Annotated in this window: 20 protein-coding genes and 1 pseudogene; 9 read left to right on the top strand and 12 right to left on the bottom strand. The window is 70.5% G+C overall.

Translation table 11 applies throughout. From position 1 onward, the window contains the following. Positions 1 to 66: 66 nt before the first annotated feature. From O2L52_RS03125 to O2L52_RS03110, 4 genes are all read left to right on the top strand, one after another. Positions 67 to 1,182 (top strand): glycoside hydrolase family 53 protein, encoded by a 1,116-nt coding sequence (locus O2L52_RS03125; protein ID WP_270113850.1) that lies wholly within the window; start codon positions 67 to 69, stop codon positions 1,180 to 1,182. A gap of 71 nt (positions 1,183 to 1,253) precedes the next feature. After that, the gene (locus O2L52_RS03120) at positions 1,254 to 2,384 is read left to right on the top strand and encodes a glycoside hydrolase family 53 protein (protein ID WP_270113849.1); all 1,131 of its coding nucleotides are present in this window, start codon (positions 1,254 to 1,256) and stop codon (positions 2,382 to 2,384) included. 174 nt (positions 2,385 to 2,558) lie between these two features. Beyond that, positions 2,559 to 3,164: a cysteine hydrolase family protein gene (locus O2L52_RS03115; protein WP_270113848.1), complete on the top strand. Its 606-nt coding sequence runs from the start codon at positions 2,559 to 2,561 to the stop codon at positions 3,162 to 3,164. 16 nt (positions 3,165 to 3,180) lie between these two features. Next, positions 3,181 to 4,110: a GlxA family transcriptional regulator gene (locus O2L52_RS03110; RefSeq protein ID WP_270113847.1), complete on the top strand. Its 930-nt coding sequence runs from the start codon at positions 3,181 to 3,183 to the stop codon at positions 4,108 to 4,110. A gap of 16 nt (positions 4,111 to 4,126) precedes the next feature. On the opposite strand, the gene O2L52_RS03105 is transcribed toward O2L52_RS03110, so the two are convergent. Then, entirely contained in the window at positions 4,127 to 4,498 is a 372-nt protein-coding gene (locus O2L52_RS03105) for a DoxX family protein (protein ID WP_270113845.1), read from the bottom strand. Between the two features lie 129 nt (positions 4,499 to 4,627). Between O2L52_RS03105 and O2L52_RS03100 the strand changes: the two genes are divergently transcribed. Together O2L52_RS03100 and leuE are read left to right on the top strand one after the other, a co-directional pair. Then, positions 4,628 to 5,302, top strand: coding sequence for a TetR/AcrR family transcriptional regulator (locus O2L52_RS03100; protein WP_270113844.1), 675 nt, complete (start codon positions 4,628 to 4,630; stop codon positions 5,300 to 5,302). A gap of 420 nt (positions 5,303 to 5,722) precedes the next feature. Further along, positions 5,723 to 6,373: a leucine efflux protein LeuE gene (leuE, locus tag O2L52_RS03095; protein ID WP_270113843.1), complete on the top strand. Its 651-nt coding sequence runs from the start codon at positions 5,723 to 5,725 to the stop codon at positions 6,371 to 6,373. 208 nt (positions 6,374 to 6,581) lie between these two features. Here the strand turns inward: leuE and O2L52_RS03090 are convergent, their stop codons facing one another. The 6 genes from O2L52_RS03090 to O2L52_RS03065 all read right to left on the bottom strand — a co-directional run bounded on the left by O2L52_RS03090 (position 6,582) and on the right by O2L52_RS03065 (position 12,232). Beyond that, a complete protein-coding gene (locus O2L52_RS03090) occupies positions 6,582 to 7,022 on the bottom strand; it encodes a group II truncated hemoglobin (RefSeq protein WP_270113841.1) in 441 nt (146 codons plus the stop codon). A 286-nt stretch (positions 7,023 to 7,308) separates the two neighbouring features. Further along, positions 7,309 to 8,367 carry an AI-2E family transporter gene (locus O2L52_RS03085; protein ID WP_270113840.1) on the bottom strand — a complete coding sequence of 353 codons (1,059 nt, stop codon included), beginning with the start codon at positions 8,365 to 8,367 and terminating at the stop codon, positions 7,309 to 7,311. Positions 8,368 to 8,675: 308 nt separating this feature from the next. After that, positions 8,676 to 10,862, bottom strand: coding sequence for an MMPL family transporter (locus O2L52_RS03080; RefSeq protein ID WP_270113839.1), 2,187 nt, complete (start codon positions 10,860 to 10,862; stop codon positions 8,676 to 8,678). A 212-nt stretch (positions 10,863 to 11,074) separates the two neighbouring features. Further along, entirely contained in the window at positions 11,075 to 11,344 is a 270-nt protein-coding gene (locus tag O2L52_RS03075) for a hypothetical protein (RefSeq protein WP_270113838.1), read from the bottom strand. 13 nt (positions 11,345 to 11,357) lie between these two features. After that, entirely contained in the window at positions 11,358 to 11,669 is a 312-nt protein-coding gene (locus tag O2L52_RS03070) for an ArsR/SmtB family transcription factor (protein ID WP_270113837.1), read from the bottom strand. Positions 11,670 to 11,785: 116 nt separating this feature from the next. Then, positions 11,786 to 12,232, bottom strand: coding sequence for a DoxX family protein (locus O2L52_RS03065; protein ID WP_270113836.1), 447 nt, complete (start codon positions 12,230 to 12,232; stop codon positions 11,786 to 11,788). A 138-nt stretch (positions 12,233 to 12,370) separates the two neighbouring features. Here O2L52_RS03065 and O2L52_RS03060 point away from each other — a divergent pair, with 138 nt between their 5' ends. Further along, a complete protein-coding gene (locus O2L52_RS03060) occupies positions 12,371 to 13,489 on the top strand; it encodes a DNA glycosylase AlkZ-like family protein (protein WP_270113835.1) in 1,119 nt (372 codons plus the stop codon). Between the two features lie 4 nt (positions 13,490 to 13,493). Here O2L52_RS03060 and O2L52_RS03055 read toward each other — a convergent pair whose 3' ends face one another. Together O2L52_RS03055 and O2L52_RS03050 are read right to left on the bottom strand one after the other, a co-directional pair. Beyond that, a complete protein-coding gene (locus tag O2L52_RS03055) occupies positions 13,494 to 14,714 on the bottom strand; it encodes a sulfotransferase family protein (RefSeq protein WP_270113833.1) in 1,221 nt (406 codons plus the stop codon). A gap of 170 nt (positions 14,715 to 14,884) precedes the next feature. Next, entirely contained in the window at positions 14,885 to 15,424 is a 540-nt protein-coding gene (locus O2L52_RS03050; protein WP_270113832.1) for a DinB family protein, read from the bottom strand. Between the two features lie 319 nt (positions 15,425 to 15,743). On the opposite strand from O2L52_RS03050, the pseudogene O2L52_RS03045 reads away from it, so the two are divergent. Continuing rightward, positions 15,744 to 16,691, top strand: a pseudogene (locus O2L52_RS03045) (non-reducing end alpha-L-arabinofuranosidase family hydrolase); the annotation flags it as partial. An 84-nt stretch (positions 16,692 to 16,775) separates the two neighbouring features. Beyond that, on the top strand, positions 16,776 to 17,057 hold the full coding sequence (locus O2L52_RS25395) for a cellulose binding domain-containing protein (RefSeq protein WP_344474431.1): 282 nt from the start codon (positions 16,776 to 16,778) through the stop codon (positions 17,055 to 17,057). Positions 17,058 to 17,231: 174 nt separating this feature from the next. Here the strand turns inward: O2L52_RS25395 and O2L52_RS03040 are convergent, their stop codons facing one another. The 3 genes from O2L52_RS03040 to O2L52_RS03030 are packed head-to-tail and all read right to left on the bottom strand — an operon-like array spanning position 17,232 to position 19,167. Beyond that, complete coding sequence (locus O2L52_RS03040) at positions 17,232 to 17,480, bottom strand: hypothetical protein (RefSeq protein ID WP_270113830.1); 249 nt, start codon at positions 17,478 to 17,480, stop codon at positions 17,232 to 17,234. 23 nt (positions 17,481 to 17,503) lie between these two features. Continuing rightward, positions 17,504 to 18,235 (bottom strand): ABC transporter permease, encoded by a 732-nt coding sequence (locus tag O2L52_RS03035; protein WP_270113829.1) that lies wholly within the window; start codon positions 18,233 to 18,235, stop codon positions 17,504 to 17,506. Then, positions 18,232 to 19,167 carry an ABC transporter ATP-binding protein gene (locus tag O2L52_RS03030; RefSeq protein ID WP_270113828.1) on the bottom strand — a complete coding sequence of 312 codons (936 nt, stop codon included), beginning with the start codon at positions 19,165 to 19,167 and terminating at the stop codon, positions 18,232 to 18,234. Before O2L52_RS03030 ends, O2L52_RS03035 begins: the two co-directional genes overlap by 4 nt. Positions 19,168 to 19,287: the final 120 nt, after the last annotated feature.

The raw sequence follows: 19,287 nt of genomic DNA, 5'->3' as shown, positions 1-19,287 counted from the left end.
GCTCCGGCCGCACCACCTCTTAAGGCTCTACCTCTTAAGGCTCTACCTCTGAAGGAAGTGCTCGCAATGAAGCGAAGGACCGCACTCACCACCGCGGCCGCGGCACTCGCCGCGCCCGCCCTGGCGCTCGGCACCGCCGAGTCCGCAGGCGCCCAGACCGCGTTCGCGCGCGGCGCCGACATCTCCAGCCTCGCCAAGTCCGAAGCCAAGGACGGCGTGTACATGTGGGCCGACGGCTGGAAGGAGGACGCGATCTGGATCCTCCAGAAGAGCGGCGTCAACTGGATCCGCCTGAAGGTCTGGGTCAACCCCGCCGACGGCTACAACAACAAGACCCACGTCGTCAACGTCGCCAAGCGCGCCCGCGCGGCCGGCATGAACGTCCTCGTCGACTTCCACTACTCGGACACCTGGGCCGACCCGGGCGCGCAGACCAAGCCCGCGGCCTGGGCGAACTACAGTGTCGCGCAGCTGAAGACCGCGATCTACAACCACACCGCCGACGTCCTCGGCGCGATGGTGTCCGCCGGTGCGGCCCCGCAGATGGTGCAGGTCGGCAACGAGCTCAACGGCGGGATGCTGTGGCCCACCGGCCGCTACGACCAGCTCGACAACCTCGCGCAGTTCCTCATCTCGGGCGTGAACGCCGTGCGCGCCACGGTCCCGGCCGCGAAGGTCATGCTGCACCTCGCCGAGGGCGGCAACAACTCGCTGTTCCGCTGGTTCTTCGACGCCATGAAGGCCCGCGGCGTCACCTGGGACACCATCGGCGCCTCCTACTACCCGTACTGGCACGGCTCGCTCTCGGGCCTCCAGTCGAACCTCAACGACATGGCCTCGCGCTACGGCAAGCCCGTGTACGTGGTCGAGACCGCGTACCCGTTCAACCCCGGCGACCGCGACGGCTTCGGCAACATCATCAGCGCCGCGACCCCCGTCTCCGGCTACCCGGCCAGCTACACGGGCCAGTCCAACATGCTGACCGCGATCGCCAACGTCGTGAAGGCCGTGCCGAACGGCCGCGGCGCGGGCGTGTTCTGGTGGGAGGCCACCTGGACCGCCGTCGCCGGCAACGGCTGGGACCCGTACGACCCGAACAGCAAGAACGGCTGGGAGAACCAGGCCCTGTTCGACTTCGCGTGGAAGGCGACCCCGGCGCTCAAGACGCTCGGCACCCTCTAGACCCCCTCCTGGCGGGCCGGTCCCCGCACTCGGGGCCCGCCCGCCTCCCCCGACTCCTCGATAGGAAAGCCATGAAACGCAGAACCGCGCTCACCGCCGCCGGTGCGGCCGCCGTCGGCGCCGCCGCCGCCACGGCGACCACCGCCTCGGCCGCTCCGACCGAGTGCCCCGGCAGGTCCCGCTTCGTGCGCGGCGCCGACATCTCGGGACTGATCAAGAACGAGGACTACGGCGCGGTCTACCGCCGGGCCGACGGCCGCCGCGGCGACGCCGTCACGATCCTCGCCGAGAACGGCGTCAACTGCATCCGCGCCAAGGTGTGGGTCGACCCCGCCGACGGCTACAACACCAAGACCCAGGTCGTCGAACTCGGCAAGCGCGCCAAGCGCGCCGGCATGGACCTCCTCGTCGACTTCCACTACTCGGACACATGGGCCGACCCGGGCAAGCAGTACAAGCCCGCGGCCTGGGCCGGTCTCGGCTTCGCCGAGCTGAAGACCGCGGTGTACGAGCACACCGCCGACGTGCTCGGCGCGCTCAAGCGGGCCGGCGTCAAGCCGGGGCTCGTGCAGATCGGCAACGAGACCAACGGCGGACTCATCTGGCCGGACGGGCGCTGGGACCAGCTCGAGCAGATGGCAGGGCTCCTGACGGCCGGCTGCGACGCGGTGGCCGACGTCCTCCCCAAGGCGCAGACGATCCTGCACCTCGCCGAAGGCGGCAACAGCGGCGCGTTCCAGTGGTTCTTCGACAACGCGGTCGCGAACGGCGTGCCGTTCCACGCGATCGGCGCGTCGTTCTACCCGTACTGGCACGGCGAGCTCTCCGGCCTGGCCGCGAACCTGAACGACCTGGCCGTCCGGTACGGCAAGCCGCTGTACCTGGTCGAGACGGCATACCCGTTCACCACCGGCGACTCGGACGGGTTCGCGAACATCATGACCGACCCCGAGCCGGTGCCGGGCTTCCCGTCGAGCCCGGAGAACCAGTCGTACTGGATCGAGGCGATCGCCGACGTGGTCAAGGCCGTGCCGGACGGGCTCGGCAAGGGCCTGTTCTGGTGGGAGGCCACCTGGACCGGCGTCGCCGGCGCCGGCTGGGACCCGGCCGACCCGACCAGCGGCAACGGCTGGGAGAACCAGGCCCTGTTCGACTTCGACGGCAGGGCGCTGCCGGGGTTGCGGACGCTGGGCACGCTGTAAGGACCCCCCCGAAGCCGCCGTGCCGTCTGAACCTCCGCAGCCCGACCGGGTCAAGACCGGGTCGCGGAGGTCGGGCGGCACGGCCATACCTCCTGCGAAAGCTGACCGGATCGGTCCGCAGCGGGACGCGATCGTGCCTGGCCGCAAGGCCTCCGGGGAACGACGATTGACCGCATGAGAACCGCACTCTTCGTCATCGACGTCCAGGAATCCTTCCGCCGGCGACCCATCTGGGCCGCGATCTCGAACCCCGACATCGTCGACAAGATCAATCCGCTCGTCGAGACCGCCCGCGACAAGGGCGACCTGGTGGTGTGGATCCGTCATGTCGAACCGGACACCGGCAACGTGTTCGACCCCGCGAGGGGCTTCGTCGAATACCTGCCCGGGCTCAAACCCCTTGCGGGCGAACCGGAACTGTTCAAGACCTCGCACAACGCCTTCACCACCACGAACGCGCAGCAGATCCTCACCCAGCACGGCGTCGGCGAGGTCGTGGTGACCGGCATCCGCACCGAGCAGTGCTGCGAGACGAACGCGCGGGTCGCCTCCGACCTCGGCTACCGGACCGTGTTCGTCACCGACGCGACCGCGACCAACCCGATCCCGCACCGGGACGCCCCGCAGGACCGGAGCCTGGAGGAGCTCCTCGCGGACCCGCGCACGCTGGGGACGGACGCGATCATCGAGCGGACCGAGTACGCGCTGGCGGGGCGGTTCGCGACAGTGACGGGAGTGGACGCGCTGGTGCGCGAGTGGCAGGATCGTCCTTCCGACTGAATGCTGAGGGGGCGCGGTGTCCGAGGTGGTCTTCCTGCTGGTGCCCAAGCTGCACCTGCTCGATCTGGCGGGCGCGGCGCAGGTCTTCTCGACCGCCGCAGACGTGCTCTCCGACTCCGGCGCCTCGCCCGACTACCGGCTCCGGTATGTCGCGGACGAGCCCGAAGTGGCCACGGCCCAAGGGCTTTCGGTGAACGCCGAGACCATGTGGCCGCAGCTCGGCACCGACGACCTGGTCATGGTGCCGGGCTGGCGGTCCCCCGGGACCGCGGGCGGCCCGCGGCTCTCGGCGTCCCAGGCGCGGAACCTGTTCGAGCATCATCGGCGCGGAGGCACGGTCGCGAGCGTCTGCTCGGGCGCGTTCGCGCTCGGGCAGGCGGGCCTGCTCGACGGGCGGCGGTGCACGACGCACCACGACCTGCAGGAGGAGCTGGCGCGCCGCTTCCCTGACGCCGCAGTGATACGTGACGTCCTATATACCGAGGACGACCGCGTGATCACCTCGGCGGGGATCGCGAGCGGCATCGACCTGGCGCTGCATCTCGTCGCGGTGCGGCACGGACCGGCGCTGGCGGCGAAGGTGGCGCGGGAGATGGTGGTCTACGCGCGCCGCAACGGGGACGATCCGCAGGCGAGCGCGATGCTGCGGCACCGCTCGCACTTGTCGGACACGGTGCACCGGGTGCAGGACCGGATCGACGCCCAATTCACGAAGGCGCTGCCGCTGCCCGAGCTGGCGGCCGCATCCGGCGTCTCGCAGCGGACGCTCACTCGGCGGTTCGCGGAGGCCACGGGCTTGACGCCGCTGCGGTACCAGTCGCTGCTGCGTCTCGAGCGGGCGGAGCACCTGATCGGTCAGGGGGCCACGGTCGAATCGGCGGCGCGGGCGGTCGGCTTCGCGGACGCGAGGATGCTGCGGCGCCTGCGGGCGGGCGCCGCAGCGTGAACGCGGTTCGGGCCGGCTAGAAGGCGTACGGGCCGAACCGGCCCCAGGCGACGATCCCGGCGAGGACGAGGATCACGACGTTGACGGGGATGCTGGAGTACTCGCCCTTGCGCACGTGGTAGACCGCGGCGAGGAGCATGATCAGGCCCAGGCCGACCGCGGCGAGCGGCGTGAGGACCCCCGCGATGCCGGTGAGGGCGGGCAGGACGAGGCCGAGCGCGGCGGCGAGCTGGGCGATGCCGACGAGCTTGACCGTTCCGGTGGAGAAGTCGTTCACCCAGCCCATCTTCGGGGCGAGTTTCTCCTTGGGCTGGGTCGCCTTCATGGTGCCGGCGACGAGGAAGGCGGCTGCGAGCAGGCCTTGGAGGATCCAGAGGAACACGTTCATGGGGGCGGTATCTCCCTGCGAGACGGGTGGTTCGGGGGCCGTTCAGTAAGTGGAGCGGTCTTTCCGTTATTCGCTGCCGAGTGTAGCAGCATAAGCGGATAGGTCACTCCACTTGGTTAGGATGTGGTCATGGAACCGAGCTCTGAGAGCGGCATGTGCAAGCGTGCCCGGCGGCTGCGCAGCGACGCCGAGCAGAACCGCGACCGGATCGTCGAGGCGGCTCGGAAGGTCTACCGGCGCGAAGGGCTCAGTGCGTCCATGGCGGGCATCGCCCGGGCGGCCGGCGTGGGCATCGCGACGCTCTTCCGCCGGTTCCCCACTCGCATGGACCTCATCACGGCGGTCTTCGAGGACGCCATGCAGCGCAACCGGGACGCCGCGGTGGCCGCGCGGGATGCGGAGAGCGCCTGGGAGGGGTTCCGGGGTTATGTCGAGACCGTCTGCGCGCTGCAGGCCGCCAACCGCGGGTTCGCGGAGGTCCTCACCATGAACTACGGCACGGCGAAGGTGCTCGAACGCCAGCGCCAGGAGGCGTTCGAGGCGTTCACGGAGCTGATCGGCCGGGCGAAGCGGGAGGGGCGCCTGCGGGAGGACTTCTCCCCCGAGGACCTGCCGATCCTGTTGATGGCCAATGCGGGGGTGCTGGGGGCGGTCGGTGACGCGGGTGCGGCGGCGTCGAAGCGGCTGGTGGGCCAGATGCTGCGGGCGTTCTCGGAGAGCGGCTCAGAGCCACTGCCTCCGGCGCCGAGCCCGAAGGAGCTGTTTCGAGGCATGGTGCGCCAGCGCCGAAGCGGCGGCAGCTGAGCCCGACCAGGGTCGCGCGGCCATTGATATGTCACCTACCGCAGGAGGATCAGCGACACCGGAGTCCGCGCCGGTGCCATGTGACCGGTGATATGCCACATGCCATACCAAGGCACCTCGACGTCCATGCCGGGCGGCCGCGACGCCCAGGGCGACTCCGCCCAGACCCACGGCGCCTCTCCATCGAACCCGGCCGCAGCCTCATCGACCCTACGATGGTCACGCTCTATCAGGTCGGCACCGTCAAGGCCGTTGCCTTTGCCGGGTCCGTCGCCCGCTGCTACGTCTCCGTCGTCGGCGGCAACGAGATCACGGTTGCCGCCGAGCTCACGGCGGCCTTAGACTGGCCAGGTTTCGCAGGACGCGCTGCGTCCGCCCGCCCCTCCCGCTCGACTGCTCGGCCCCTGAGAGGAACCGCCCGTGTTCGGCACCGTCGATCTGTGGACTTATGTCGTCGCCACCGTGCTCATCATCCTGCTGCCGGGCCCGAACTCCCTCTATGTCCTGTCGGTGGCGTCGAGGAAGGGGCGTCGGGCCGGGTTCCAGGCCGCGGCGGGGGTGTTCCTCGGCGATTCGGTGCTGATGGTGGCCTCGGCTGCGGGTCTCGCTTCGATGTTCGCGGCTTCGCCGGTGCTGTACAACCTGGTGCGGTGGGCGGGCGTCGCATATCTGGCGTTCCTGGCGTTCGGGCTGCTTCGAGGCGGCTGGAAGACCTGGCGCGCGGTGCGGCGGGGCGATCCGCTGGAGGCGAAGACCTTGGACGCGGGCGCGGCGAACGAGCGGCCGTTCGTGCGGGCGCTCATCGCGAGCCTCTTGAACCCGAAGGCGATCCTGTTCTTCGTCGCGTTCTTCGTGCAGTTCGTCGACCCGGCCTACGCGTACCCGGTGCTCAGCTACGGCGTGCTCTTCGTGATCCTGCAGATCTGCTCGATGGTCTACCTGTCGACGCTCATCGTCGCCGGCAACGGCCTCGCCCAGACCTTCCGCCGCCGCAGGCGCCTCGCCGCCGCCGGCAACGGCCTCGTCGGCGCAGTCATGATCGCCTTCGCGGCCAAGCTCGCCACGGGCTGACCGCAGCAATATTGCACTGACCTGTACGAACACCCGAATGTCGGACCCATGTGGGAGTGTGGTCCTTTTCGGTTGGTCGGAGGCGGATGCGGGTGGGAAGGGGCATGCCCTACGCGCGGCACCGCGCGCCGGCCCGCGCCGCAGGGAGTCGGGCTGAACACGGCGGGCCGGCTCCAGTGCGGCAGCGCCCCGTGGCCTGGCGCACCCGTTACGGCCAGTGCGGCACTTCCTGGCACGGGTGCAGGTCGTCATCACCCTTTGCGTGGGAGTTCACTTGCGCCACTTCGGTGCCGAAGACGATGTATTCGTGGAGCGAGGCGCGGAGCTCGTCGTCGGCGGGGCCGTGCTCGGTGACCGCGCGGTCGAAGAGTTCGATGAAGCGGGCGCGCTGCTCGTCGGTGATGGCGAGTCCGCGGTGGGCGGTGAGGAGCGTGTCGAAGCCGCCGAGTTCGTCCGTGTACCGGGCCGGGCCGCCGAAGACTTCCGCGAGGAATGCGGTGAGGTGGTCGACGTGGTGAGCAGCGCCGGCGCCGAACAGCGGCTGCAGGACCGGGTCGTGGAGCACTGAGCCGTAGAACGCGTCGACGGTCCCGCGCAGGGTGCCGTCGCCGCCGATCCGCTCGTAGATCGTGGTGTCGCCGTCGCCCATCGGGGTGTCCTTCCATCGGGGTGGAGTCCTTGTCCCCCAAGGTCTCTCGCGTCGACTCTAAACCCGTCCCGCCTCAAGCCCCAAGCGGAAGCGCCCTGCTCTTGCAGGCTGAGTCCCGGCTCCCGCAGGCCGCGGTCTCGCCCGCGGCGTGGCCTCGATGGCCGATGCCGAACGTTCGGGGAGGTCAGAGCGGGCGGGCTTGCACGGGCGGCCTATCCTGGATGCGAAGACGAGGCCGGTGGCGCGTGCGGGTATGCGCCTCCGGCCTCGTCGCGTTCGGGTCCGGTCAGGACTTGTCGAGGCGCGGGAGCACGAGCTCCTTGCCGATCAGGCGGATCGCCGCGTAGATCGGGACCGAGAGGACGATGCCGACGACGCCGAAGAGGGTGCCGCCGACGAGCACGGCGACGATCGCCGCGAGGTTCGATACCTTCACCGCGCTGCGCATGACCGTCGGGTAGATGACCCAGTTCTCCAACTGCTGGTAGGCGACGAAGAAGATCGCCGAGGCCACGGCCGTCATGGGCGAGACGGCGAGGGCGACGAGAGTGACGACGACGGCGCCGATGGTCGCGCCGATCTGCGGGATGAGGTCGAGCAGTGCGACCAGGAGCGCGAGCAGCGCGCCGTAGGGGATGTCCACGATGGCCATGAAGATCCAGGACGAGATGCCGGCGAGCGCCCCGATCGCGAGGGCGCCGATGAGGTAGGCGCCGATCTGGCGGAGGATGCCTTCGAGGATCCGCTCGGTCTGCTCGCGCTGGGAGGCGGCGACGAGACGGATCACGCCTTTGCGCAGCTGGACGTAGGCGGCGAGGATGAAGATGGTCAGCAGGATCGTGGTGATCGTCCACACCAGACCGCCGAAGAAGGACGCGACGCCGCCCGCGACGCCGCCGAGCGCCTTGGTCATGTTCCCTGCGGTGAGTGCGCCTTCGGCGCGCTGGAGCAGGCCGTCCTTGCCGCCGAAGCTGTCGACGAGCCGGCTGTTGATGAAGGTCTCGTAGTAGCCGGGGGCATTCTCGACGAACTCGGCGGATTCGCGGACGATCGCGGGGATGATCGCGGCGATGCCGCCGCAGAGGACGATGGCGACGCCGAGGAACAGGATGGTCATCGCGAGCCAGCGGGGCATGCCGCGCTTGGTCATTCCGCTGATGATGCGTTCGAGGCCGACCGCGAGGAACGCGGCGACGATGAGGGCGGTGATGACGGTGCCGAGTTCCTGGACGGCCCACACGGCGGCGGTGGCGATCGCCAGACCGATGCCGAAGAGTATGCCGGCGGCGAGCGGCGGGGTGTTCGCGAGACTTCTGCGCAGGGGCAATCCGGTTTTCTCAGCCATGTGAGGTTTCTAGCAGACACCGCATCGGGCCGGGGTCCGGCACACACCCAGTGCCCGCTTGGCCTCACTTGCGACCGCTTCGCGATCGGCTCGGCGCGCCCCTTCGGCGTCGCCCGCGAATCCTGGGGTCGACTTCAGGTGACTTAAGGCCGGCTTCAGGTTCGGGCGGTGCTCATGGCCGGCGGCATCGCCGTCACCGTGCTCGCCCGCCGCCGCGCCGCGCACGCCGACGCCTGGCAACGACCGCACTCCAGCGAGGGGCCGCCCAGCCTGCAAACTGGGCGGCCCCTCTTTTTCGTTGCGGCCCTTCAGTGCAGCGCCCGGCCCCAGGCGCGGTCGCCCATGAGCGCCAGTGCCGCCGGGAGCAGGACGCCGCGCACGACCGTCGCGTCGAGGAGGATCGCCAGCGCCATGCCGAGGCCGAGCATCTTGTACTCGATGGCGGAGAGGGTCACGAACACGGAGAAGACACCGGTCATGATGAGCGCCGCGCTGGAGACGACGCCGGCGCTGGCGGCGATGCCGCCGACGATGGCGTCCCGTCCGGCGGCTCCGGCCCGGCGGCGTTCGGCGACGCGGGAGAGCACGAAGATGTGGTAGTCCATGCTCAGTCCGAACAGGATGATGAACATGAAGATCGGGATCCAGCTGACGACGCCGCCGTAGGAGGTGAAGCCGAGGAGGTCCTCGAAGTGGCCGCCTTGGAAGACCCAGGTGAGGGCGCCGCAGGCGGCGCCGATCGACAGGAGGTTCAGGGCGATGGAGGCGAGCGGGAGGGCCCAGGAGCGGAAGGTGACCGCGAGGAGGGCGAAGGCGAGCAGGAGGATGAACGCGATCACCCAGGGGGTGCGGGTGGTGAGCTGTTGGGTGAAGTCGTGCGGGAGTGCGGTCTTGCCGGTGACGGCGGTCTGCGTGTCGGTGTGGCCGAGGGCGGCGGGGAGGGCGTGGTCGCGGAGGTGGGCGAGGGCGGCGTCGGCTTCGGGGCCGGTGGTGTCGCCGGCGAGGGGGACGCGGATGACGAGGGCGTCGCCGAGGCTGGTGGTGGTGATGGGTTCGAGGAGGCGGCCGTCGCTGGCGGCGGCCGCGGCGTGGAGTCGTTCGACGGCGGTTTCCAGGGCGGCGGTGTCGAGAGGGTGACCGTCGTCGGGGGTGATGACGACGCGGGCGCTGGTGGCGGATCCGGGGAAGTGCTCCTGCATGGTGACGGCGTTGTCGGCGGCGGTGGAGGTGCCGGGCGGGAGGCTGGCGGTGACGGCGGCGTCTTGGAGGCGGAGGCCGAGGACGGGTGTGGCGGCGATGAGGAGGAGGACGGCGGCGAGGCCGCCGGTGAGGACGGGCCTCCGGACGACGTGGGCGGCGATGCGTTCCCAGAGGCGGGAGGGTTCGGCTTTGATGCGGCGCTTGCCGATCCAGGGGAGGCGGGCGGCGTCGACGCGGTGCCTGAGGGTGGCGATGAGGGCGGGGAGGACGGTGATGGAGCCGAGGACGGCGAGGGCGACGACGAGGACGGTGCCGAGCGCGAGTCCTTTGAGGACGTCGATGCCGGTGATGAGGAGTCCGGCCATGCAGACGATGACGGTGAGGCCGGAGGCGGCGACGACGTGCCCGGAGGTGCGGGCGGTGGTGCGCAGCGCCGTGTCGGGGTCGTGGCCGGCGGCGCGTTCTTCTCTGAAGCGGCGCAGGTAGAACAGGGAGTAGTCGATGCCGACGGCCATGCCGATGAGGAGCACGATCGCGGAGCCGGCGCCGTTGAAGGGGAGCCAGTGGCCGAGGAGCGCGAGGAGGCCGAAGGCGCCGGCGACGCTGGTGGCGGCGAGGAGCAGCGGGAGTCCGGCGGCCACGATCGAGCCGAAGACGGCGAGGAGGACGAGGACGGTGAGCGGCAGCGAGGTGGTCTCGGCGCGGTGCATGTCGTCTTTGATGCCGGCGTCGACGGCGCCGGAGAGGGTGGCGTCGCCCGCTTGCAGGAGTTCGGTGTCGGGGTGGTCGGCTTGGACGGCGGCGACGGCGTCGAGGACGGCCCGGTAGTTGGCGTCGTATTCGGCGTCGGGGCCGAGGATGGCGAAGGTGACGAGGGCGGCGCCGTCGTCGGCGAGCCAGCGCTCGCCGTGCTCGCTGAGCGGGGAGCCGATGTCGGCCACCGCTTCGGGGGCGGCGCCGGAGGCGGCACTGGAAATGGATTCGAGCGCGGTCACGAGGTCGGTGACGGCGGCGTCGGTGCCGGGGCCGGTGATGAGGACGTTCTCGCGGACGGCGTAGCCGCCTGCGGCGTCGATGCGCTGCTCGGCGACGCCCGCTTCGCCGGGGTCGGTCGCGCGGGCCTGCTCCCCCAGTGGGATCGCGCCGGAGAGGACGGCGAGGGCGACGAGTGCGAGCCAGCCGCCGATGGCGAGGGCCCGGTGCCGGGCGGACCAGTCGGCGACGGCCGCGACGATGCCGCGGCGGGTGTGCGGCGGGGTCGGGGCGTGGGGGTCTGCGGTCGTGTGGTGCAGCACGGTCTGCTTTCCTGTTCTGGGGGCGCTCCTGCGGAACTCGCCGCGGCTTTGCGTGCGGCGAGGTGGTGCGTTCCCTCGGGTGGAAGTCGCCGGGTTGCCGCCCGGCGGTGGAGGCCCGGGTCCGGGCCGTCGAGTTGCCGCTCGACGGCCCGGACCGCTCACGGCCCGGTTCGACGTCGGTGTGCCGACGCCAGTGCGCTTCTGGACGAGCGCTATTCGACGACTTTGAGGGTCTCCTCGATCGAGGCGTTGCCGGCCTCGATGCGGGCAAGGCGCTCGTTGACGACCGCGAGCTGCTCGGCGATCTTCACCTGGCCCTCCTGGGCTTTCGCGGCGAGCTCCTTGTACTGGTCGTCGTGCCGGTACTGCAGTTTGACGCGTTTGATGAACGCACTGCGCCAGATCAGCGAGAGCACTACGCCGATGAGGAGTGCGAACATGCCGATCGCGCCGATGACCTCCGGCCATTCGTGCTCGTTCATTGCTGCGTCCCTTCTAGGTGGTGAGGCTCGTCGAGGCCCGCTCGACGGTTTCGGGGGTGAGGTGCACCGCGAACGGCACGACCTCGTAGTAGTGCATGGCCTTGCCGTCCTCCGACACTTCGAGCGCGGAGGTGACCAGGCCGGATGCTTCGAGTTTCTTCAAGTGGACCTGGAGCAGCGCCCGGCTGATGCCGAGGTCGCGCGCCAGCTGGCTCACGTAGTTGCGCCCGCCCGCGAGGGCGGCCACGACGCGCAGCCGGTGCGGACTGGCGAGTGCCGCCAGGAGCGCGACCAGGTCGTCCCCGGTCGGGATGCCTTCGTCCATGCGGCCTCCAATACCTGCAAACATATGTTAGCAGGTGCCTTGAGTGTCTTGCATGCGATGCGGAGCGGGCACGCGAAAGGGCCGGTGGCGGTGCCACCGGCCCTCGTTGCGCGGGGTCATTGCACGGACTTGAAGCCGTGCTCGAAGAACCGCTGCGTCTGGTATCGCCGGACCCACGCGATCCCCGCGAACAGGACCAGCAGGATCAGCGGGGTGATGACGGGGTAGTCGAGGAGCGCGACGTTGAAGATCGCGGCGCCGATCATGAGCAGGCCCAGGCCGATCGCGGCCAGCCCGGCGACGCGCGGGATGAGCAGGCCGATGCCGCCCGCGATCTCCAGGGCGCCGATCAGGTACATGAACCAGTCGCCCCAGCCGATGAGGTCGAAGCCCTCGGCGGCGGACTCGACGGCGAACAGCTTCGGTGCGCCTGAGGCGGCGATCATGAAGACGCCCAGGAGGATCTGGAACACCCAGGTGGTGACGTCGAGGCCCTTGCCGGGGCCTTCGGCGGCGGTGGTGGCGAGAACGGTGTCGTCGGCGGTGCGGTCGTAGGTCGGCATGACGGGCCTCTTTCAGGAGGGGTGGCGGGCTCTTGCACATGTAGACGATCCGGGCCGCGCGGATTCATCGCGGCATCCGAAGCGTTTCGGCGGCCCGATGGAACCCCGTGTGTCGGTCCCCGGAGATAGCGTGGGGGCATGATCGAACGCCAGCAGGTGCAGCGCTACCGCGTCCAGGCACAGCAGCTCGACCGCGAGAGCGGGACGATCGCCGACACGGCCGCCCTCGACCTCGGTGTGCAGGACACCGGCCCCGACGGGGCGCTCTGGGGCCTCGAGGTGCGCGGCGTCGACACCGCCGGACTCGGCGCCGCCGCCGAGCACCACGACGACCTCGTGTGGTTCTGGACCCTGCGCGGCGCACCGCACTGCTACCGGCGCGCCGACGCCCCGCAGGTCGCCGCCGCCGTCGCCCCCTGGTCCGAGGCCGATGCCGCCAAGCGGATCTTCGACGCCTCCAAGCCCCTCAAGGACGCCGGCATCCCCGTCCTCGACGCCCTCGACGCCGTCGCCGGCCAGATGCGCACGATCGTCAAGGAGCCCATGGTCAAAGGCGAGATGTCCACCCGCCTGCACGAGGCCATGCCCGAGCCGTACCAGCGGTACTGCCGCTCCTGCGACGCCGTGCACCTCTACGAGATGCCCTTCCGGCTCTCCGCGGTCCGCGCGGGGCTCGAACTCCTGCCCGACACCTCCCCGCCCGTCCTGCAGCCCATGCCCGGCTTCACCGTGGCCGACGCCTACGCGGACCGCCTCGACCCCGTCCGCGCCTACCTGCACCTGCTCGGCCCGGCCACCCACAAGCAGGTCGCCGAGTACGTCGACGCCCCCGTCCGCGAGGTCAAGGCCCACTGGCCCGCCGACGCCGTCGAGGTCACGGTCGACGACGGCGCCGAGGGCGAGACCCGGTGGATGCTCGAAGCCGACCTCCCAGCGCTCCAAGCGGCCGAGGCCTCCGGAACCCGGCTGCTCGGCCCCTACGACCTCTACCTCCAGGCCCGCGACCGCGCCACGCTCGTCACCGACCCCGCCAAGGTCAAAGCCCTCTGGCCCGTCCTCGGCAGGCCCGGCGCCGTCCTCGTCGACGGCGGCATCGCCGGAGTCTGGCGCCCCCGCAAATCCGGCAAGAAGTTCACCGTCACCGTCGAACCCTGGCGTGATCTCGAAGCGCCCGAATGCAAGGCGATCGAAGCCGAGGCCGAGAAGCTCGCCGCGTTCCGCGGCGTCGCCCTCACCAGTCTCGACTACACCGCATGACCGGTCAGCGCGCGCTCGCCGTCAGGTTGTCCACGAACAGCCCGTAGTCCCCGAACGCGTCGTCGACCATCGCCGGGTCGAGCCCGTAGTGCACCATCGAGTACTCGTGGCCGCGCTGGTCCCGCGGGCGGTTCAGCGCCTCCTCCAGGTTGTCCTCGTCAGCGCCCGTCCACTTCAGGTCGAGCTTGTCGAACAGCTCCGGCACGTACCTGAACGGGTCCGCCATCATCGCGTGGTACGCCACATCCACTGTGGACTCGCGCGGCATCTGGATCCGCTCGCGCCGCGCCCGCTCCACCATCTCCGGGAGGATCTGGAGCCACACCTCGCCGATCTTCTTCGGGTCCACCGCCTTCGGGTGGTTGTGCAGGTACCCCAGGGACTCCGCCATCGAGCACATCGACCCCATCACCGTGTGCGGGTCCCGGTGCGTCCACACGAACTTCGCGTCCGGGAACACGTGGTGGATCGCCGCCGTCTCCCCCAGGCAGTCCGGGTGCTTCAGCATCCACCGCGGCGCCGGGCGCCGGAACTGCAGGATCTGCAGCACGTCCCGCACGAACCGGTAGTCCGGCCGCGCGTCGTACGAGCGCAGGAACTCCACGTACTCCGGCATCGGCGCCATCGTGTTGTGCAGGCGGCTCTGGTTGAGCAGGAAGTAGATCTCCTCCACCCAGTCCGCGCGCACCGGGTGGATCCGCGACCACGACGGGCTCAGCATGAGGATCTGGTCGAGCCGCCGCTGCGTCTGCCGGCGCAGCCGCGCCACCTCCTCCTCCGGGCGCGGCAGCCCGATGTTGTCCATCTCCCACATGTACGGCCCGCGCCCGCCCGGCGCGTTCGCCAGGATCTTGTGCGTCAGCGTCGTCGCGGTGCGGGGCAGCCCGATCACGAACACCGGCGCCTCGATCCGCTCCTCGCGCACCTCCGGGTGCTCCGCCTGCAGCCGCCGTACCAGGAAGCGGTTGCGGATGCGGGTCTTCACCATGTCCTGCACCGAGAGCCAGCCGACGCCGCTCAAGGACGGGACGTCGGCGATGAACCCGAGGAAGCGGCGCAGCAGCTGCAGCTCCGCCTCGTCCTCGGCCGTCAGGCCCACGCCCGCGTTCGCCGAGCGCTCGGAGTCGAGGAGGCGGTCGAAGAACCGGTAGGGGTCGTGCCGCGCCCGCGCGGCGGGAGCGGTCAGGACGTTGACAAGGCGCAATCGTGCGGTGGTCCGGCGCATGGAAGGTCCTCTCTGCGTTGGCAATTCACGCCACAGAGCCGCCCGGCCGGGTGACGCACACGCAGCGTAGCGCAACCGAGTCGCCGTTTGAAGGCCTGCGGGACAAGCATTCAGCGCGCACCCGCGGCCGGGGCTCCCACCTCCATTGCAGACTGTTCCAGTGGGATTCGCTATTCGCCGGTCTCGCCGTCCAGTGCTTCGCGGATGAGGTCCGCGTGGCCGTTGTGGCGCGCGTACTCCTCGATCATGTGGCACAGGATCCACCGCAGCGACGGACGCCGCCCGTCCGGCCAGGCCCGGTGCGCGAGCCGTCCCAGACCGCCGTCCCCCAGTGCCTCCTCGGTGAGGACGCGCGCGCCCTCGACGCTGCGCCGCCAGACGGCGTGCAGCTCCTCGGGGGTGTCGGCGGTGGCGGAGTGCCATTCCCAGTCGCGGTCGGCGTCCCAGTCCACGGCGTCCCAGGGTTCGCCCATCGGGCGCCCGAAGAGGGAGCGGGAGAACCAGCTGGTCTCGACGTAGGCCATGTGCTTGAGGAGGCCGCCGAGGGTCATGGTGGAGGCGGCGACGGTGGTGTCGAGTGCGGCGGCGTCGAGGCCGGCGGTCTTCCAGGCGAGCGTGGCGCGCTGGAATTCGAGGAAGCCGATGAGGGTGGCCGCCTCGTCGCCGTCGGCGGGCGGTTCGGGTCGGCCTTGGGGGTCGATGACGGTCATGGCTGGACTGTACCCGGGGGTGCGGCGCTCCGGAAGTTCCGGAATGACGCGGGAGAGCCGAAGGCATTTACAGGCGTCGATGTTTATCGGTAACCTGTTCATGCGGTCACGATATTTCCGGAACCTCCCGAAAGTTTCGGTTCTGGACGTGGACGCCTTACATCCCAAGGAGAACGACATGAGCATCTCTGTCCGAACGCGGTTGCGGGCGGTGCGCTTCGCGCTGCTCGCCGCCGCACTGGCCGCCACCATGGGCGCCGGGCTCACCGCCCACGCCCAGAACGCGGAGGAGGACGCGGCCGCCCCGGTGCAGGCCGAGGCCCTGCCCGCCAGCTTCACCTGGAGCTCCAGCGGGGCCCTCGCCGGCCCCAAGCCCGACTCGGCCCACCCGAACATCGCCGGGCTGAAGGACCCCTCGGTAGTCTTCCACAACGGCAAGTGGCACGTGTTCGCGTCCATCGCGAACTCGGCCGGGTACAACATGGTGTACTTCAGCTTCACCGACTGGAACCAGGCCGCCAACGCGACCCACTACTACCTGGACCGGTCCGGGATCGGCACCGGCTACCGGGCCGCGCCCGAGGTGTTCTACTACGAGCCGCAGGGCCTGTGGTACCTCGTCTACCAGGACGGCAACGCCGCCTACTCCACCAACGCGGACATCGCGAACCCGAGCGGGTGGACCGCGCCGAAGCACTTCTACTCCGGCATGCCGCAGATCATCAAGGACAACATCGGCTCGGGCTACTGGGTCGACATGTGGGTCACCTGCGACGACGTCAACTGCCACCTGTTCTCCTCCGACGACAACGGGCACCTCTACCGGTCCCAGACCTCGGTCGCGAACTTCCCGAACGGCATGAGCCAGCCGGTGATCGCCATGCAGGACAGCAACAAGTACGCGCTGTGGGAGGCCAGCAACATCTACAAGGTGCAGGGCACGAACCAGTACCTGCTGATCGTGGAGGCCATCGGGTCGGGCCGGTACTTCCGGTCGTGGACCTCGACGAGCATCGCCGGGCCGTGGACGCCGCTGGCGGACACCGTCGCGAACCCGTTCGCGGCCGCGTCCAATGTGACGTTCCCGGGCGGGGTGTGGACGAAGGACATCAGCCACGGCGAGATGATCCGGGCCGGGGTGAACCAGAAGATGGAGATCAACCCCTGCAACATGCGGTACCTGTACCAGGGCATGGATCCGAACGCCTCAGGCGACTACAACAGCCTGCCGTGGCGGCTCGGGCTGCTCACGCAGACCAACACGAGCCCCGGCTGCGGGACCGGCGAGACCACACCGCCCCCGACGACCCCGCCGCCGACCACGCCGCCGCCTTCGAGCGGCTGCACCGCGGTGATCACGGTGGTGGGCGACTGGGGTTCGGGCTGGCAGGGCCGGGTCGACGTGACCGCCGGGAATGCGGCGCTGAGCGGCTGGAGCCTCAAGTGGACCTGGCCGGGCTCGCAGCAGATCAGCTCGTCGTGGAATGTGGACCGGTCCCAGGCGGGGGCGGTGGTGACCGCCGATGACGTGGGCTGGAACGGGTCCGTCGCGGCGGGCCAGTCGCGGGAGGCCTTCGGGTTCACCGCCTCCGGACCGAGCGCGGCGCCGAAGGTGACCTGCACCCCGGCCTAGGGCCGGTCCCAGCCGGAAACGAGGCCGGCGCCCGCTCCCCCGGATCTGGGGAGCGGGCACCGGAGTGCACGGGGGACGGGGGGTCCGATCGCGTTCGCCGCGATGCTTTCAAGCTATGGCCCACCAGGGCCGGGCGGCAAGGCATGGCCGGCAACGGTTTGGTAAATCAGCTGTTCAGTCGATGCGGCGTGGCCCCATCGGCGGGCCTGAGCGCCGGGCCCTGACCGCGACAATCGCGATCCGGGAACCGAACCAGACGACCGCGGCCGCGCCGAGGACCATCGCGGTCCGGTCGCCGGCGTCCAGCAGCAGGAGGGCGGCGGCGATGACCGCGAACGTCGTGGCCGCGACGGCGGCCTCGACCGCCCAGTGCGTAGGGAGCTTCGCGTAGAGCAGGGAGTTCTTGAACTCTTCGAGGAACACGGGTGGCCTTTCGTTGCGGCGGTTCAGGACCGGGGCTGCCAGCGGAAGAGCCTGGCGGCGACGAGCGCGGCGGCGACGGCCACCGCCGTGGAGAGCAGGAGCGGCTGCGCGATCGCGGCCAGGTACCCGTCCGGGGTGCCGTCCCAGGCCACGGTGGTCAGCTCGGTGAGGGCCGCGCCCGGGATGGCCGAGCGGAGCACCCCGCCGGGGCCGTCCATGGGGACGAGGGTCCAGAACGCGCCGATCATGAACACCGCCGCGCCCGGGATCACCGTGATCTGCGCGGCCTCCGGCGACCTGGTGAACGACGCGGTGAGGAAACCGAAGGCCGCCATGGTGACCGCGCCGTTCGCGAACGCGAGGACCAGCAGCTCGGGGTGGGCCGGGGCGGACCCGGACTCCCAGGCGGTCACCGCGAGCACGATCGCGGTCTGCACCAGGGTGATGAGCGCCAGCGGGCTCGCCAGTCCGGCCACGATGGACGCCGTCGAGGCCGGGGAGGTCCGCAGGCGCTTGAGGTACAGCTGCTGGCGGCGGGCCGCGAGCGTCATCGTGATCGTCATGAACAGGCCGAACATGAGCAGCATCGCGAGCTGCGTGGCCGCGAGCGCGCCGGCCGTCCCGGCCCCGGCGGTGACCGGCGAGTTCGCGAGCGAGATGCCGAGGAGGAGCGGGAGGATCGCGGCGGTGACGAGGACGGTGCGGTTGCGCAGGATCAGCCGGGTCTCGGCGGCGGCGAGCGTGAGTGCGGTCATCGGAGGGCTCCGGTTCGGTCGGCGGGTTCGGTCTCGAGTTCGGCGAAGATCTCGTCCAATGTGGCGGGTTCGGCCTTGAGGTCGGCGAGGGCCACGCCGTCGCGGGCCGCCCAGTCGAGGAGGCGGTGGAGGTCGCGCTGGAGTTCGGTGGTGCGCACGGTCAGGCGGCCGTCCGCGATCGCGGTGCGCCCGGCCAGCGCGGGCAGGGCGATCGGGTCGAACGGCTCCGGGCGGGCGGTGATCCGGGCCTCGTAGGAGGCGGTGATCTCGGCGACCGTGCCGAAGCGGACGATGCGGCCGCGGTCCATGATGGCCACGTGGTCGGCGAGTTCGGCCGCCTCGTCGAGGTAATGGGTGGTGAGGACGACCGCGGTGCCCTGCTCGGTGAGCTCGCGCAGGAGGCCCCAGGTGCGGCGCCGGGAGGCGGGGTCGAGGCCGGTGGTCGGCTCGTCGGCGAACAGCACCTCGGGGTCGGTGGCGGCGGCCAGCGCGAGGTCGAGGCGGCGCCGCTCGCCGCCGGAGAGGGCGCCGACGCGGACCTGCGCCCGGTGGGCGAGGTCGACGCGTTCGAGCAGTTCGGCCCGGGGCGCGAGGCGGTGCAGGTCGGTCCAGAGTTTCAAGGTCTCGGCGACCGTCAGGTCGTCGGCGAAGCCGGTCTCCTGGCCGATGACGGCGACGGCGCCGGCGAGTTCGCGGCGGTGCCGGCCGGGGTCGCGGCCAAGGACGCGGGCGGTGCCGGAGGCGGGGCGGCGCAGGCCGATCGCGGTCTCGAGGGTGGTGGTCTTCCCCGCGCCGTTGGTGCCCAAGAGCGCGAAGAGCTCGCCGTGGCCGACGGTGAAGGACACGCGGTCGACGGCGGTGAAGGCGCCGTACCGGCAGGTGAGGTCGCGGACCTCGACCGGCGGGGCCGGCTGGTGGGTGATGGCGTTCATGGGTGCAATCCTGCGGGTTCGCAAGGGCCGCAGGTAGTGCCGTAACCGCATCGGTCCAGGTGACGGACGTGTGCGGCCGGTCTGACAAATGTCATTCGGGGCCGGGGTGGTTGAATCTCG

Origin of the sequence: Glycomyces algeriensis, from assembly GCF_027622855.1 — a bacterium.
Taxonomy (GTDB): domain Bacteria; phylum Actinomycetota; class Actinomycetes; order Mycobacteriales; family Micromonosporaceae; genus Glycomyces; species Glycomyces algeriensis.
The sequence above is the reverse complement of the archived record's forward strand: the minus strand, read 5'-3'. Positions and strand labels throughout refer to the sequence as shown.

Coding starts and splice junctions, on each gene's coding strand:
- O2L52_RS03125 (WP_270113850.1), top strand. CDS start 67: ATGAAGCGAAGGACCGCACTCACCACCGCGGCCGCGGCACTCGCCGCG.
- O2L52_RS03120 (WP_270113849.1), top strand. CDS start 1,254: ATGAAACGCAGAACCGCGCTCACCGCCGCCGGTGCGGCCGCCGTCGGC.
- O2L52_RS03115 (WP_270113848.1), top strand. CDS start 2,559: ATGAGAACCGCACTCTTCGTCATCGACGTCCAGGAATCCTTCCGCCGG.
- O2L52_RS03105 (WP_270113845.1), bottom strand. CDS start 4,498: ATGAACGTGTTCCTCTGGATCCTCCAAGGCCTGCTCGCAGCCGCCTTC.
- O2L52_RS03100 (WP_270113844.1), top strand. CDS start 4,628: ATGGAACCGAGCTCTGAGAGCGGCATGTGCAAGCGTGCCCGGCGGCTG.
- O2L52_RS03090 (WP_270113841.1), bottom strand. CDS start 7,022: ATGGGCGACGGCGACACCACGATCTACGAGCGGATCGGCGGCGACGGC.
- O2L52_RS03085 (WP_270113840.1), bottom strand. CDS start 8,367: ATGGCTGAGAAAACCGGATTGCCCCTGCGCAGAAGTCTCGCGAACACC.
- O2L52_RS03075 (WP_270113838.1), bottom strand. CDS start 11,344: ATGAACGAGCACGAATGGCCGGAGGTCATCGGCGCGATCGGCATGTTC.
- O2L52_RS03070 (WP_270113837.1), bottom strand. CDS start 11,669: ATGGACGAAGGCATCCCGACCGGGGACGACCTGGTCGCGCTCCTGGCG.
- O2L52_RS03065 (WP_270113836.1), bottom strand. CDS start 12,232: ATGCCGACCTACGACCGCACCGCCGACGACACCGTTCTCGCCACCACC.
- O2L52_RS03060 (WP_270113835.1), top strand. CDS start 12,371: ATGATCGAACGCCAGCAGGTGCAGCGCTACCGCGTCCAGGCACAGCAG.
- O2L52_RS03055 (WP_270113833.1), bottom strand. CDS start 14,714: ATGCGCCGGACCACCGCACGATTGCGCCTTGTCAACGTCCTGACCGCT.
- O2L52_RS03050 (WP_270113832.1), bottom strand. CDS start 15,424: ATGACCGTCATCGACCCCCAAGGCCGACCCGAACCGCCCGCCGACGGC.
- O2L52_RS03035 (WP_270113829.1), bottom strand. CDS start 18,235: ATGACCGCACTCACGCTCGCCGCCGCCGAGACCCGGCTGATCCTGCGC.
- O2L52_RS03030 (WP_270113828.1), bottom strand. CDS start 19,167: ATGAACGCCATCACCCACCAGCCGGCCCCGCCGGTCGAGGTCCGCGAC.